Here is a 13,747-nt window from a genome sequence, read left to right as displayed (position 1 = left end):
AAATTACTTGATTTGCCTTTTTTAGGTTCGTACTATTCATCTTCAACTGCGGGAGGATGCCCAAATTTGCTAAAAAAATAAACGATTTGTGACGGGATTTTGTTCATGAGTAAACTACATATTATGGCAGAGAATAATTTGAATAATAAAGAAGCGCTAGAAAAGCTAAAAGGGATCGTCGATCAAATTGATGTGGGAACAGTCTGTTCATTTCCATCGGATTCTTACTATCCCCATGGTGTTCCGATGAGCAGACAGGAAGTGGATGCAAATGGTGACATTTGGTACATCTGTTCGGCAGAAAGTGAGACGTTTAAAAATATTTCACAGGATCCCAAAGTTTCCCTATTCTATGCCGATCCCAAAACCTACACCTTTTTGAGTATAAACGGTAAAGCAAGTCTTTCGCGGGATCAGGAAAGGATAGACCGTTATTGGAACAAAATGATGGAAGGCTGGTTTAAGAAAGGAAAAGAAGATCCCAATATCCAATTGCTACAGATCACACCTGAAGAAGCGCATTATTGGGATTCAAACTCAAATATGGTCATCAACTTGTTTAAAATGTTGAAAGCGGCTGTTACAGGCAATACACAAGATATAGGTAAAGAAGGAGATCTTAATATTTAATATAAACGGAATCTATAATATCAACACAGTAATTAGCACCCTAAAAAGGTCCTCTTTTCCAAAATGAGGACCTTTTTTCTAACCAAACTTTTATCGAAAAAATCTGTTACGCGTTTCCTTTGATCACACGTAAAAGTACCGCGATGATTGCAATTACCAAAAGAATATGAATTAGCCCTCCGCCAACAAAGCCTCCAAAAAAACTGATTGCCCAAATCAGGACCAAAATAACAGCGATAGTATATAGTAGATTTCCCATAGTAATGAATATATATGTGTTTATTGAATAACAATACTTATCCAGCGATGGTTTAGTATTTTTTCTCTTTTTTCCACTTACGGATCCTCCCGACTGCATTTTGATAAGGTGAAGCGGTGTAAAATTGAATCATTCTGCCTAAGGTCCATTTTTCATACCACGATACACCATAAAGCTGCATGTCTGCCTTTTGCTCAATGAGTTCCACAATTTTTAAAACAGTTTGGTCTAGTTTTGCGCACAAAGTATTAAAATCTAGATTGTTATAATCCTGATAAAATTTTTGAGCCAGTTTGCCTAGCTCATTCCATTTAAAACCAGTCTCCGGAAAATCAACCTCTTTGCCATCTTCACTTTTCTTATTCCATTTGAGAACCAGCTCACCCCAGCCAATTAAATAGGAAATTAGGTTATTTATACTCATTACTGTTCCTTTAGCATGACCCTGGAGTATAAGAAGATTAGTTTGATCGTTCGGAATATCGGAAAGTTCACAGACAAGCTTGCTGTAATTTATACGGATAGCTTGAAGGAGTTCGTCTTTTGTGGTTGGTATAGCCATGGCATAAATGTGAATTATACATAAGATACAGATAATTATGTATAATTGATTAGCTTGGGATGGAAGTTGTAGAGCAGAACGTGTTCACAAGCCCACAGCAGACAATGTTTGACAACGCCTTTTGTTTTAGTCTGATAGGGTTTTTGAATATATTATTGTAATTGAAAAAACAATCAACTTTAAATTGTAAAAAATTTGGTTTTATGTGTGTTTTTTGGTAAAATTTATTGTTTTATTAAAGTGGTGTTGTATTTTATTCTGTTTATAACGAATATTGTTGTAAGTATTTAGACAGGATCTTTCATACGGGAAATACTGTCTAAGATGTACTGCCAATGAAATAATAAACTGAAAAATTGATACAAAGATGAAAAAGATTTTATTGTTAATAACCGTGGTTATGTTCGTCGTTTCGGGCGCATTCGCTCAGATTCATAAGCCTGTTAAATGGACTGTGGCCAGCAAAAAATTGAACAACAAAGAAGCTATGGTCTATGTGAAGGCTACTATTCAAAATGGTTGGCACATTTACTCCCAAAATGTAAAAGACGGTGGCCCAATTCCAACATCTTTCAATTTCGGTAAAGCTGCTGACTACGTTTTGGTCGGTAAGACAGCTGAACCAAAACCGAAGATCAAACACGAAGAGGTTTTCAAAATGGATGTGGGATACTTCACCAATGAAGTGATCTTTCAGCAAAAGGTTTCGCTCAAGAAAGGAACAGCAACAGTAAAAGGTACCGTGGAATGGCAAGCTTGTGACGCTTCACAATGTCTTCCTCCAGATGAATATGCTTTTGCTGTAACGATCAAATAGTCTAATAAATAAAAGCAATTAACGATCTAAAGCGATTTGGTGCTTAGTATAATTGATAGAAAAAGGAAAATTAAGGATAAAGGCTAGGTAATCACACCTAGCCTTTTTTGTTTAAAGGGGGCTTTTGGTATAAAAAATAAGCCCTTTGGTATAATATGTTAAATCTATTTTTTACGGAATTTTAGCTTTGTTTAAATGGATTACACAAACTTACTTGAGCAGGCAGATCTTTTTTTAGTGCATAGTTACCGCAAGAACCACAACCCACAGTTATATTTTCACACCATTGAAAGGGTTCGAGATATTGTAAACGCAGTAATGACCCTAGGCGAAAAGTATACCTTGACGGCCGAGGATAGATTTGTGGTTGCGGATGCGGTCTCATTTCATTTGGGAAGTAAAAGCTTTGTTGACCTTAACCAAAGGATGTATCTGGAGGTAAATTATAGAAGGAATCAGGTGATCGATGAACGCATATGGTATGCACTGACCCTGGTCTTCTTACGAAACCATACTTACTTTACAGAGGAAGCACGCCTATTGAAGGAAGGTATAAAGAAGAACAATATTGTCTATTTTGTGACGTTGCAAACTGCAGGAAAACAGTCATCGGTCTGATGTAAAGGTGTGTTTTATGATAAAAATGATAAAGGTAGATCGATTAAAGTTGAAGCATTGTACACTAGTTAGTTTTTTGATCATGGGATTGTTATGTTTCAAGACCGCATGTTACGGACAAATGGGGTTTGGACTTCGGGTGGGTGGTAATATTTCGCGTGCAAGTGGCAATGCATTTGGCGCCAATAGAATGGGATATCAATTAGGAGGGGATTTGATTTTTGGACTTAATAGCAAGATGGATATTCAAGTTGAGCCTAGTTACAACTTAACCAGAATTCGTGTCAATGGTAACACGGCTTCTCTTGCTGGAGGCTTATCCAAGGGGACCCGTTCGCTGAAATATCTCAATACACCCGTATACCTAAAAATTAATTTTACGAGAAAATTTTCAATCTTGGGTGGCCTAGACTTGAATATGTTGCTCAACGACGACAGGTATAAACTTAATGATGGAAAACCAGCGTTCAACAGTCGTACACGGATAGGTTACGCATTAGGGATAGATCTTGGCGCGCTGTATTTTAGATACCGACAATTCAAAAAGAATAATAAAATTGTAGACAATTGGGATGCACATATTGACCAGTATCAACTGGGATTTAAAATGCGTTTGTTTTAAGCTAATAGTTCCACTGGTAGGTAACCTTTGCAGACTTTCCTGTGCTGTAAGCTGAGCCGCTCTGATTTTGCTACATCAGGCGGCTTTAATTTTATTAATGATTTACGATTTGTTGTGGAGATGTTTATTGCTGGATATCATGGATATTTGCAGGACTAGCTCGACACACCAATCGATGTACTTGTAACGGGCTGATGGAGGATGGAGCTCCTATAGGGCTGAAGGATTTTCCCCGTTTATCAAACTAGACTGCAAATACCGGGATGCTGATCGTGAACGTACGTTACGACAAGGGGATGCTGATCATGTTAAACGAGGTTTGTACTTCATCATGCGAAAGTTTTTAAGGAAGTTCACCTGTTATTGTTTTAGCGTATATCTTTATATAGCAACAATGTTGCATTTGTGTTGTTTTGTTTTTACATTTGTTTAAACGAAATTACTATGAGCAGCATTTCCAAAAAAGTTAAATTACCTGTCACCGTTCTAAGTGGATTTTTAGGTGCGGGAAAAACCACACTATTGAATCATATTCTACACAATAAGGAAGGCAAGAAAGTTGCTGTTATTGTTAATGATATGAGTGAAGTGAACATTGATGCACAAGCTGTTGAACGTGAAAATGTGCTTTCGCGAACAGAAGAAAAGTTAGTGGAGATGAGCAACGGATGTATTTGTTGTACCTTAAGGGAGGATTTGATGGTGGAGGTGGAGCGACTAGCGAAAGAAAATCGCTTTGATTATCTTCTTATCGAGAGTACTGGTATTTCGGAGCCTATTCCAGTAGCGCAGACATTCAGTTATAGTAGTGCTGACAATGGGATTGATCTGTCTACGTTCAGTTACATTGATACTATGGTAACTGTGGTGGACTGTTTCAATTTTGCTAAAGATTTTGGAAGCGCCGATACCTTATTAGATCGGAAACTGACGGATGACGACTATGACAATAGGGCAATTGTAAATCTGTTGACTGATCAGATCGAATTTGCCAATGTTATCCTTTTGAATAAGGCCGATCTGGTATCTGAGGAAACTTTGGGCACTCTCGAGTCTGCTATTGGGCGGCTCAATCCCGGAGCCAAGTTAATCCGTACACAATTTGGACGTGTTGATCCAAAGGAAATTATGGGTACGAGCTCGTTTGACTTTGATGAAGCTTCCTCTTCGGCTGGATGGATCAGAGAACTTGAAAATGAACATAGCCCCGAAACAGAGGAGTATGGTATTTCATCTTTTGTCTTTCGATCGCAACGGCCCTTCCATCCACAACGGCTGCACCGTTACCTCAACGAGCGTTACCCGCACAATATCATACGAGCCAAAGGTCTACTGTGGTTGGCCTCCCGCCCGCATTTGGCCATCAGTTTTAGTCAGGCAGGTGGTAGCGTAAGGTTGGAAAGTGCAGGCTCATGGTGGAGTAGCATGCCCGAAGAGCAGCGCTATCAGTATCCCGGTTATGCCGAAATCAGCGCTGAACTTCTTAAACGTTGGCATCCGGAGTGGGAAGATCGAAAAAATGAATTGGTATTTATAGGTCAGGATCTGGATAAAGAAAAATATCTGGCGGAGCTGGAAGAATGCCTGTTGACCGAAGAAGAAGGCGATGACTGGCGTTTTACCTGGTGGAAAGACGAATTTCCTAAAAATATTTAAAACTATTTGCGATCTGCATCGGTTAAAAAAGTAAGTAATGTAGGTTAGATATTGTATTTTTCGAAGGTCAGGGGGTGATTTCCTGGCCTTTTTTATGCTGATTTGTCAGATGTTATTAAGTTACGGTTCTGAACCTTCATCAATCCCCCATAAAAAAAATAGGGATCTCTTCCTAAAACGCTTGATCATGATGGTTGAAAATCATCCTTCTGATTCCAAAAATTTCAAAGTATTATAGCAATTTTGAAATTGTATAGTAAAAGGACAGCATAGTTGTGGGACAATTATCGTCACCATGCACGATAAAATTAACTATGAGCAGAATGTAATTTCTAAAATAATACCTTTAAGATTTTAACTTGTATTAATGTCGATACTAAAAAAGTATTATAAGAAAGTGGAGGCTTATTTTAATGCTATTGAATACATGTACACGCTGGTAATATCTTTAGGCCTTGATTGGCGAAAGGAATCGATCTGAAAAATGTAATTAACACGCTCTCAAAAAAATAGTATTGATATAACCTAAATATAGACACTCTTTGACCGATCTATTCGGTGAAATATAAGTAACGAGATTGTCAGAATAATCATTAGTTATTTAGAATAGTTTTAAATAGATGACTTTGGATGTATATTTGGAATGCAGAAAAGGTATACCATTTAACTGCATACTGATTTTATATTGAACGATTATTGTTAGCTAGATGAATAAAGTAGAACTGTTTGAAAATGAGCGCGCAAGTGGCTATGACCAATTTGTTGAGACCTGGATTCCCAATTACCATTATTTTTTGGATCAGCTGCCTAAGCTCCTCCGAGAAACCGAAAATAAGGATTTATTAGTGGTCGGATGTGGCACAGGAAATGAAATAGAACGTTTTGTTGACACAGCAGAATCTTGGACAATAACCGGGGTAGATCCGTCGCCTGAGATGATTAGTCAGGCCCTGGAAAAATTTGAAGCGGACGAAAATGTTCATCTTGTCGAAGGTGTGGTAAGTGATTTGGACGAAGAGAAGCAATATGGTGCTGCGACACTTTTACTTGTATTACACTTTCTAGAAGACAATGGCCAAAAATTGGCTATGCTCCAAGATATTTCCAAGAGAATGATGTCGCAAGCACCCTTGTTATTATTAGATATTACGGGCAATAAGGAGCAGATTCAACAAAACTTGCAATTGTTGAGACTTCTTCTGCCCGATGGGATAGATGAAACACAGGTCGCTCAAAGATTGCGAAGAATCGAGCGTGAATTGTTGCATGTCTCGGAAGAACGATTAGCCGAGCTCTGTGAAGAAGCCGGATTTGAACCTCCTGTTCGATTCTTTCAATCATCGATTTATATGGGGTGGATAACCCGAAAAAAAGATATTATTTCCTTTTCTTAGCAAAGGGATTGAAGGAAAGCCCCGCATGAATATAAAACGAGGGATCGGGGCTTGCTTCCCATATATAATCGCGCTGGGTTTTGTTTTTTTCAAATACGCGTGAGCGAGGTATGGTTTTTAGTCCTGATTTAAGGGTGGCAATAAAAGATCGGCCCAGGTTATGTTCATAAGTCAGACCCGAATTGATTTCCATCTGACTGAAGGTATATACTTTTTCAGCGCCCTGAAAGTTATAAAGGTAAAAGATCGTACTATTTAAATCGGAACCTATTGAAACGCGGCCATTCCGCAAGACCTCTTTTCGAAGGTAGGCTCCTTTAGGTAAGATGATATCAAGTATCATCCTATTGGCAAATTGTTGCTTGTAGGCAAAGGTTGGGAAAACCGGAATAATGGCTGCCGGATCTATAAAGCCGATGAGGCCTACCGCCATTTGAATCTCCCGCGTAGCTTTTAGTACCACAGTAGCAGATAATACCCCATTCATGCGTTCTATTGCTTTTTCACTCCCATTGGCAGCAACCGTTGCGGTATAAAATGCTACTTTGCCCCATAAACGTGAATAACGGGTAAGATTAAGTGATTCGTAATGATAATGATATTGATGGGTTGACTGTATGGTGGATTGTGCGATGGGGTCTAGACGATTGGAGTTGACAGAAGTGAACTGATAGCCAATATTGGTACCCAAGTTCCAGGTTCTGCTCTTTAAAAAATTAATGTTGATACTACCTCCGGCTTGGTACATCGATTCTACTTTTGTTTTAGGTAAATCCTGACCTTGGAGTTTTGATGAATAACTGTATCCTGTATTGGATTCATAGGTCAAATTGAGAACCCGTGTTATGGGGAATTTGTCGGTAACAACAGGCCTCACTTTTTGCTGTACGCTATCTTTAGTCTGTGCGATTGAAGTGGATATACGAAACAATAGTACAAACACTAAAAGTATTTTTTGCATAAATGTATGATTAAAATCATTATAAGGATAGCCGAAATTTGTAGGTGGGATTTTTTTTTTAGACCAACAGGTCTTGTTTTTATACAAAAGTCCAATTTAGGGGAACAGTGAAAAGGAACGTTAAAAATCATCTCCCAGTTTTGGTATAAAAAAAACAGGTCTTCGTATAAGAGATCGGATTCCTGCCAAGAAAAGCTTTATTTTTGTTATTTAGGTTAAAATCATTCTAATGCATGCAAGACTTCAATAATAGCATTGTTTTAAGGTATTTTACAGAAAATAAATTCAGGCCACTGCGACATGTGTTTTTTCTGATCGGTTTACTGTTGCTCTTTGCAAATGCAAATTCGAGTTCTCATTTTCAAGGGAGTTACCGGTTTTATTTTTCTATTATCCTATGGTTTGTATTCGTCTGCATGTTTTACGCCAATATGTATGTACTGATCCCAAAGTTTTTCTTTAAGGCCAAATATGAGTTATATGTCTTAGCACTGATATTGCTGGTAACAGCCAGTTTGCTGGTAGTCATGTACATTGCAAATTACATCTATTCCATTCATATTCCCGCTATAAAAAAACCGGAGTCGGACTCTATGGGGCTAATCGCCGCATTATTTATCTGTATTCCGATTATTCTGACCACCACGACATTTAAGCTTTTTAAACGTTGGTTGGAAGACAATAAGCGTATTTCTGAACTGAAAAACCTGGCTTTGACCACAGAGCTTGTTTCCTTAAAAAATCAGATTCAGCCACATTTTTTATTCAATATGCTGAACAATGTTAAGGCTTTAATTCGAAAAGATCCGAATATGGCTACCGAGGTCATCATGAAGTTATCAGATTTTCTAAGATATCAGTTGTATGAAAATAACGATGATAAGACACTTCTGAAGTCCGAAATCAACTTTATAAGCAATTTCCTGAAATTGGAGGAAATACGCCGCGATAACTTAAAAACGCGTATATCTTGCCCAATAGAATTGGAAAAAAAAGGTGTATTTCTACCGCCGCATCTATTTACGGCCTTTGTTGAAAACGCGATTAAACATAGTCTCAGCGCTGGTGATGCTGATACTTTCATCACAATCCATTTTTCTGAGACGGATCAGCAGCTTTGTTTTGAATGTGAAAATTCGAAAGATCCCGACAACTCATTTGTCCGAAGCAAATATAGCGGACTGGGATTGGCTAATGCCAAAAGACGACTGGATCTGCTGTATAGAAATGATTATGAACTTTCGGTGTCAACAACTGAGACATTATATAGCGTTAAACTTACTATTCCCTTATGAATTGCATTATTGTAGACGATGAACCCCTGGCTAGGGAGGAAATGAAAAATTTAATCGAAGAAATTTCGTCTATTCAGATAGTCGGTACATTTTCCAATGCGATATCGGCATTGGAATGTATTAAGACAAACCCGGTGGACTTGCTTTTTTTGGATATCGTGATGCCGACGGTCAATGGACTCGATTTTGCACAGTCTCTTCCAAATGACAAGCTGGTTATCCTGACGACTGCCTATGCGCAATATGCACTGAAAAGTTACGAATTGGATGCAATAGATTATCTGCTGAAACCGATTAATAAAGACCGCTTAGCCAAAGCGATCGATAAAGCAATGGCCTATAAAAAATTACTAGCGTTAAAAGAAAACCAAAGTACGGTTGAGAAGGCCAGTGAGGATGCACTTTTTATTAAATCGGATAGGAAATACTATAAAATTGCATTTACTGATATTCGCTTTATAGAAGCACTCAAAGATTATGTGGTTATCTATACCCGGAATAATAAACTGATTACTGCAATGAATTTGAAGACAATTCACCAGAAACTTCCGGTGAGCCTGTTTGCGCGTACCAGCAAATCCTATCTGATTAATTTATCGTTTATTGATTCTTTTGATAACCATACTGTTTACATCGATAAGTTTGAAATCCCGATTGGTGAGATTTATCGAGAATCTTTCTTTAAACAATATACCGGAGGGCTACTTTGATCGAATAGTTATCCTAGGCAACCACAAAGCGATCCAGAAAATCGACTTGGATACCATAACTACGTAGGAAATTTGTCAGATAGTCGACACAACACTCTTCTGTTTCGAACCGGAAAATAGCATCTTCATCATCAAGATCAACCGTGGCATCTTGTACTTGTGGAAGATGGGTTTTGACCAATTGCATCAAAAAATTTTTCTTGTCTTTGGTCTTCACAGAACTTTTAAAAATCAACACTTGCCTAACTTTCATCGCTACTAATTTATTTGCGTTCAAAATCATTTGATTCCCCAATCACCTGAGGTATCCTTACAAATCTATATTCTTCATTGCTTCACGCAACCTATATTATACGAAAGCATTTAGTTTTTATACAAAAACAAGGTTGAGCATTGAGCAGATGAATGGTGTAGATTATATGGAGGGCTAGGGATATCAATTCTAAATTTCTACAGAAAGTCGGTGCATTTTTGTCAGAGGCTACAGTGAAGTAGTTTTTTTGTTGAAATCCTATGATAAATTTAGTTGTCCTGTTTTTAAGTACCATAGTCGCTTTTTGGATCAGCGCCATATGTGGAGGGGGAGCAAGCCTTATTCTTATTCCTTTATTGAATTTTATGTTGCCTTCATCGTTAATTCCATTTTCGTTGACGATTGGTACGTTTACCAGCTCAGTATCGAGAATAATTGTTTTTAAGCGGCATATCAACTGGAAGATCTTTCTGTGGTTTGTACCGTTTTCAATTCCGGCTGTACTATTAGGTGGATATCTGATTAAATATATAGAACCTTCCTATTTGCAGTTGATTGTTGCTTTTTTCCTCATGGGAAATATCCCTCAATTGTTTAAATCAAAAAATGCAGCGTTATCTTCGGAAAGTAAGTGTTCGAAATCTTTTTTGGCAATTATAGGTTTTCTTTCGGGCTTTATTTCAGGAATTACAGGTGCAATCGGCTTGTTGTTCAATCGGTTTTATTTGAAAATGGGGCTTTCCAAAGAGGAGATTATTGCCACCCGTGCTGCAAATGAAGTGTTTTTACATCTCGTAAAACTTATTATTTATATTATTTTAGGTCTGTATTCTAAGGCAGCGCTGGGACTGGGCCTGGCAATTGCCGTTGCAACAATAGTCTCATCATTTACTGTTCAGTTTATATTACCCTACCTCAGCGACCAGGTATTTAAAAAAATAGGTTATGGTGCTATGGTGGTTTCAGGGGCGATATTGCTGGCAGGTAGTTCGCGTAAGATTGTCGATCAGAATGACGTGCTGATAGCCTTAGATCGCACGAAGAATAAAACTGAAATTGCATTGAGCTGGCGAGACACAAATTTTGTCTTGGAATTTAGTCAGACGCATGGCTTAGAACTCGAACGATCTATTCACTGGACTGGTTTACCACTCAAACTTCAGCAAAAGTATTTTGCCCTTAGCAAAAAACATAATAGTATCTATATCGAAAAGGTTATACGTTTTAGAAGGAAGGCTAGTTATGAATTTTACTGTCATAAAGAAGGTGTGTTAACACGATTGGATTAAATTGTCTCTTGCCTTTTTATTTTAAAATGCTTATTTCTACTGGTTTTAAAGTGTATTGATATATAATCTATCTATTTAGTAGATTATTGAAAAATATTCCTATATTTGAACCGAAGAATTATTTAGCAGGAAGGATATGGCAATGGAATTTTTAGCACAACAGGTACAAACGCAGCATTTAAATCAAGCTTTTTCAAGTAAAAAACAAATGATGATGCGCGGGCTATCTATGCTTAAAATTTCGGATCGTGTTTTATATACCGGTGCCCATCCAGACGATGAAAACAATAAATTATTGACATTTCTAGCGCAGGATCAGGTGGTCGATACTGCCTACCTTTCTGTTACGCGAGGTGAGGGAGGACAGAATTTTATAGGTAGAGAAAAGGGATTGGATCTGGGGGTACTTCGGGTGCAGGAGTCACTTGCGGCACGTGAAATTGAGGGAACAAAACAGTTCTTTACACGGGCAAAGGATTTCGGCTTTGCAAAATCAGTCGATGAGACGTTGGCGCGATGGGATGAAAATGGGGTACTGGCAGATATGGTATGGACTATCCGTTATTTTCGTCCCACTGTAATTGTAACGCGATTTTCGCCGAATGTCCCTGACTCGCATGGACACCATCAGGCCTCAGCAATCCTAATGGCGAAAGCTTTTGATCTGGCTGCTGATCCAACAGCTTACAGCGAACAGTTAGCGGAACTAGCACCTTGGCAAGCTCAGCAATTGCTATGGAATGTATATCAGGAGAGTGGTGTTAAAGATATCGGCGGAGAAGTAACACCTTTGCCAGCATATATTTCTTTGGATATTCCTATAAGACATGGCTCTTTTGACTTACATTATGGTGAAATTGCAGCAGAAAGTCGTAATCGACATCGTTCTCAGGCCATGGGAAGTTTGGCGCAGCATCACCCTAGTATCGAGTATTTTGAAGTATTAAAAAGTGCATCGATCAATTCAGAGGCTGTGAATACTATTTTTACGCATTGTTCAGTGCAAGATTCTTATGCAAATGTATTCAATAGGTTGGTGAATAGCCTTATCGCAAAATGTGAGTCAGATAAAGCAGCGCTTACATTGGAGCTTGCTTCGATTTTATTTTGGATGAAGATTGTTCCTGAAGATAATATTATTCATGAAAAACGAGCTGAGGTAGAACGTCTGCTACTTGATTTTGCTGGTGTCTCCTTAGAAGTACAGGCTCCTAACGCCCTATGGGTGCCGGGAACCGAGGTTAATATGATCTTGCATGCGCATATTCCAGTGGAGTCTAATTTGCAGTTGACAGCGGTAAATGTTCCTTTTATAAGGGGGGCAAGGCAAATAGATCTTCCCTCGTCTCCATCGAAAATGATCCATTTGAATGGTCAGCTTCTTGATACAATTTTACCTTCTTTTCCAACTTGGCTTAATGCTAATGGTGACGCACATAATTATACACCAGAATCGTCTGCTGATGTTGTATTGACACAATATGGGACCGAATTGTTGGTTCATCTGGAACTGGAATTTGCCGGCTTACCGATCGCGATTAAGCTTCCTGTAAGACATGCAGGTAGTCCCGTTGTCGTAGCTCCCCCGGTAACAGCAGCATTTGATTCGGAAATCGTTGTGCTGTCTAAAGCGACCCAACGTTTAGTTGCTTTGGAGCTGCAATCCAATATAGCCGAATCCTTACCTATTAAAGTGAGGTTAACGCTTCCGGACGGATTGAGCGCATTTCCGACAGAAATTGATCTCAACATCGCAGGTAATGCAGCGGAAAAACTTTATTTTGAGTTGAGTTCATCAGCATCACAGGAAGAGATTCAAGAGATTGGATTTGAGATTGAGACCAGTTCAGGTATATATCCGTTCACAGCTAAAAGTATTGTTTATCCGCATATTAACAAAGTAACTTACTTTCCCAAGGGAATACTACGGGTGCTGAACTTGCCAGTGGATATTACGGCCCGGAAAGTTGCTTATATTTCGGGGATGAATGATGAACTTGGAGGGAGCTTGTGCCAACTTGTTGAGCAATTGGATATTATTCCGTTTGAGTCCATTGGTGAAATAAATCTCTTCGATTTTGATGCAGTGGTCTTGGGAGTACGGATTTACAATACCCATCCCTTAATTGCGGAATTTCATCAGCTTTTCCGTGACTATGTGGAGCAGGGCGGTGTATTGATAGGGCAGTATAATACGCCATATGATTTGCATATGACTGAGGTTGGGACTTATCCTCTAGCTGTTTCTCAGGAAAGAATTACAAATACAGAAACCCGCATTTCATTTTTGGACCCATCCCATCGTATATTGAACTACCCCAATGTAATTGGGCAGCATGATTTTCAAAATTGGGTGCAGGACAGGGCACTTTTTTTACCGCAAAAATGGAGTGCAGACTTTGAACCAATACTACGGGGGCAAAACGCAAATAATCAGCATGAAGATGGTTTGTTGCTGCTTCGCAAAACAGGAAAAGGTTATTATATCTACAATAGTTTGTCTCTATTTAGACAACTGCCTGCAGGAGTAGCGGGAGCATATCGTCTTTTTGCCAATATGCTTTCACTTTCATCAGTCTCAGATACTTATTGATCAATAAGTGTTGTAGGCAAGATGATCTAAAAATTGAATCAACACATTTTCGTGGATGGATTAGAAGACCGCTACAATTAAAATGCCC

At 38.6% G+C, this 13,747-nt stretch carries 14 protein-coding genes; 10 read left to right on the top strand and 4 right to left on the bottom strand.

From position 1 onward, the window contains the following. The first annotated feature begins 123 nt into the window (after positions 1 to 123). Complete coding sequence (locus tag B4Z47_RS02125) at positions 124 to 630, top strand: pyridoxamine 5'-phosphate oxidase family protein (RefSeq protein WP_167450494.1); 507 nt, start codon at positions 124 to 126, stop codon at positions 628 to 630. 106 nt (positions 631 to 736) lie between these two features. On the opposite strand, the gene B4Z47_RS02120 is transcribed toward B4Z47_RS02125, so the two are convergent. Together B4Z47_RS02120 and B4Z47_RS02115 are read right to left on the bottom strand one after the other, a co-directional pair. Further along, positions 737 to 889: a lmo0937 family membrane protein gene (locus B4Z47_RS02120; protein ID WP_112376008.1), complete on the bottom strand. Its 153-nt coding sequence runs from the start codon at positions 887 to 889 to the stop codon at positions 737 to 739. A 52-nt stretch (positions 890 to 941) separates the two neighbouring features. Beyond that, positions 942 to 1,451 carry a ClbS/DfsB family four-helix bundle protein gene (locus B4Z47_RS02115; RefSeq protein WP_115050409.1) on the bottom strand — a complete coding sequence of 170 codons (510 nt, stop codon included), beginning with the start codon at positions 1,449 to 1,451 and terminating at the stop codon, positions 942 to 944. Positions 1,452 to 1,818: 367 nt separating this feature from the next. Here B4Z47_RS02115 and B4Z47_RS02110 point away from each other — a divergent pair, with 367 nt between their 5' ends. The 5 genes from B4Z47_RS02110 to B4Z47_RS02090 all read left to right on the top strand — a co-directional run bounded on the left by B4Z47_RS02110 (position 1,819) and on the right by B4Z47_RS02090 (position 6,558). Further along, positions 1,819 to 2,268: a protein-disulfide reductase DsbD domain-containing protein gene (locus B4Z47_RS02110; RefSeq protein ID WP_115050411.1), complete on the top strand. Its 450-nt coding sequence runs from the start codon at positions 1,819 to 1,821 to the stop codon at positions 2,266 to 2,268. 195 nt (positions 2,269 to 2,463) lie between these two features. Continuing rightward, positions 2,464 to 2,886: a hypothetical protein gene (locus tag B4Z47_RS02105; protein ID WP_286726674.1), complete on the top strand. Its 423-nt coding sequence runs from the start codon at positions 2,464 to 2,466 to the stop codon at positions 2,884 to 2,886. A gap of 25 nt (positions 2,887 to 2,911) precedes the next feature. Beyond that, a complete protein-coding gene (locus tag B4Z47_RS02100; RefSeq protein WP_286726672.1) occupies positions 2,912 to 3,508 on the top strand; it encodes an outer membrane beta-barrel protein in 597 nt (198 codons plus the stop codon). Between the two features lie 444 nt (positions 3,509 to 3,952). Continuing rightward, positions 3,953 to 5,164, top strand: a complete 1,212-nt coding sequence (locus B4Z47_RS02095; RefSeq protein WP_070568083.1) for a GTP-binding protein — start codon at positions 3,953 to 3,955, stop codon at positions 5,162 to 5,164. Between the two features lie 707 nt (positions 5,165 to 5,871). Next, positions 5,872 to 6,558, top strand: coding sequence for a class I SAM-dependent methyltransferase (locus B4Z47_RS02090; RefSeq protein WP_070568080.1), 687 nt, complete (start codon positions 5,872 to 5,874; stop codon positions 6,556 to 6,558). Here B4Z47_RS02090 and B4Z47_RS02085 read toward each other — a convergent pair. Continuing rightward, a complete protein-coding gene (locus B4Z47_RS02085) occupies positions 6,542 to 7,519 on the bottom strand; it encodes a hypothetical protein (RefSeq protein WP_070568319.1) in 978 nt (325 codons plus the stop codon). The genes B4Z47_RS02090 and B4Z47_RS02085 overlap by 17 nt on opposite strands. Before the next feature lie 233 nt (positions 7,520 to 7,752). Here B4Z47_RS02085 and B4Z47_RS02080 point away from each other — a divergent pair, with 233 nt between their 5' ends. Beyond that, positions 7,753 to 8,814, top strand: coding sequence for a sensor histidine kinase (locus B4Z47_RS02080; protein WP_070568077.1), 1,062 nt, complete (start codon positions 7,753 to 7,755; stop codon positions 8,812 to 8,814). Then, the gene (locus B4Z47_RS02075) at positions 8,811 to 9,524 is read left to right on the top strand and encodes a LytR/AlgR family response regulator transcription factor (protein ID WP_070568074.1); all 714 of its coding nucleotides are present in this window, start codon (positions 8,811 to 8,813) and stop codon (positions 9,522 to 9,524) included. Before B4Z47_RS02080 ends, B4Z47_RS02075 begins: the two co-directional genes overlap by 4 nt. Before the next feature lie 13 nt (positions 9,525 to 9,537). On the opposite strand, the gene B4Z47_RS02070 is transcribed toward B4Z47_RS02075, so the two are convergent. Beyond that, positions 9,538 to 9,777 carry a hypothetical protein gene (locus tag B4Z47_RS02070; protein ID WP_139145043.1) on the bottom strand — a complete coding sequence of 80 codons (240 nt, stop codon included), beginning with the start codon at positions 9,775 to 9,777 and terminating at the stop codon, positions 9,538 to 9,540. 260 nt (positions 9,778 to 10,037) lie between these two features. Between B4Z47_RS02070 and B4Z47_RS02065 the strand changes: the two genes are divergently transcribed. Then, positions 10,038 to 11,066, top strand: coding sequence for a sulfite exporter TauE/SafE family protein (locus B4Z47_RS02065; RefSeq protein WP_070568068.1), 1,029 nt, complete (start codon positions 10,038 to 10,040; stop codon positions 11,064 to 11,066). A gap of 136 nt (positions 11,067 to 11,202) precedes the next feature. Further along, a complete protein-coding gene (locus B4Z47_RS02060; RefSeq protein ID WP_115050415.1) occupies positions 11,203 to 13,659 on the top strand; it encodes a PIG-L family deacetylase in 2,457 nt (818 codons plus the stop codon). Positions 13,660 to 13,747 lie beyond the last annotated feature (88 nt).

It is taken from the genome of Sphingobacterium sp. UBA2610, from assembly GCF_002339225.1.
Classification (GTDB): domain Bacteria; phylum Bacteroidota; class Bacteroidia; order Sphingobacteriales; family Sphingobacteriaceae; genus Sphingobacterium; species Sphingobacterium multivorum.
The sequence above is the reverse complement of the archived record's forward strand: the minus strand, read 5'-3'. Positions and strand labels throughout refer to the sequence as shown.

Coding starts and splice junctions, on each gene's coding strand:
- B4Z47_RS02125 (WP_167450494.1), top strand. CDS start 124: ATGGCAGAGAATAATTTGAATAATAAAGAAGCGCTAGAAAAGCTAAAA.
- B4Z47_RS02120 (WP_112376008.1), bottom strand. CDS start 889: ATGGGAAATCTACTATATACTATCGCTGTTATTTTGGTCCTGATTTGG.
- B4Z47_RS02115 (WP_115050409.1), bottom strand. CDS start 1,451: ATGGCTATACCAACCACAAAAGACGAACTCCTTCAAGCTATCCGTATA.
- B4Z47_RS02110 (WP_115050411.1), top strand. CDS start 1,819: ATGAAAAAGATTTTATTGTTAATAACCGTGGTTATGTTCGTCGTTTCG.
- B4Z47_RS02105 (WP_286726674.1), top strand. CDS start 2,464: ATGGATTACACAAACTTACTTGAGCAGGCAGATCTTTTTTTAGTGCAT.
- B4Z47_RS02100 (WP_286726672.1), top strand. CDS start 2,912: ATGATAAAGGTAGATCGATTAAAGTTGAAGCATTGTACACTAGTTAGT.
- B4Z47_RS02095 (WP_070568083.1), top strand. CDS start 3,953: ATGAGCAGCATTTCCAAAAAAGTTAAATTACCTGTCACCGTTCTAAGT.
- B4Z47_RS02090 (WP_070568080.1), top strand. CDS start 5,872: ATGAATAAAGTAGAACTGTTTGAAAATGAGCGCGCAAGTGGCTATGAC.
- B4Z47_RS02085 (WP_070568319.1), bottom strand. CDS start 7,519: ATGCAAAAAATACTTTTAGTGTTTGTACTATTGTTTCGTATATCCACT.
- B4Z47_RS02080 (WP_070568077.1), top strand. CDS start 7,753: ATGCAAGACTTCAATAATAGCATTGTTTTAAGGTATTTTACAGAAAAT.
- B4Z47_RS02075 (WP_070568074.1), top strand. CDS start 8,811: ATGAATTGCATTATTGTAGACGATGAACCCCTGGCTAGGGAGGAAATG.
- B4Z47_RS02070 (WP_139145043.1), bottom strand. CDS start 9,777: ATGAAAGTTAGGCAAGTGTTGATTTTTAAAAGTTCTGTGAAGACCAAA.
- B4Z47_RS02065 (WP_070568068.1), top strand. CDS start 10,038: ATGATAAATTTAGTTGTCCTGTTTTTAAGTACCATAGTCGCTTTTTGG.
- B4Z47_RS02060 (WP_115050415.1), top strand. CDS start 11,203: ATGGCAATGGAATTTTTAGCACAACAGGTACAAACGCAGCATTTAAAT.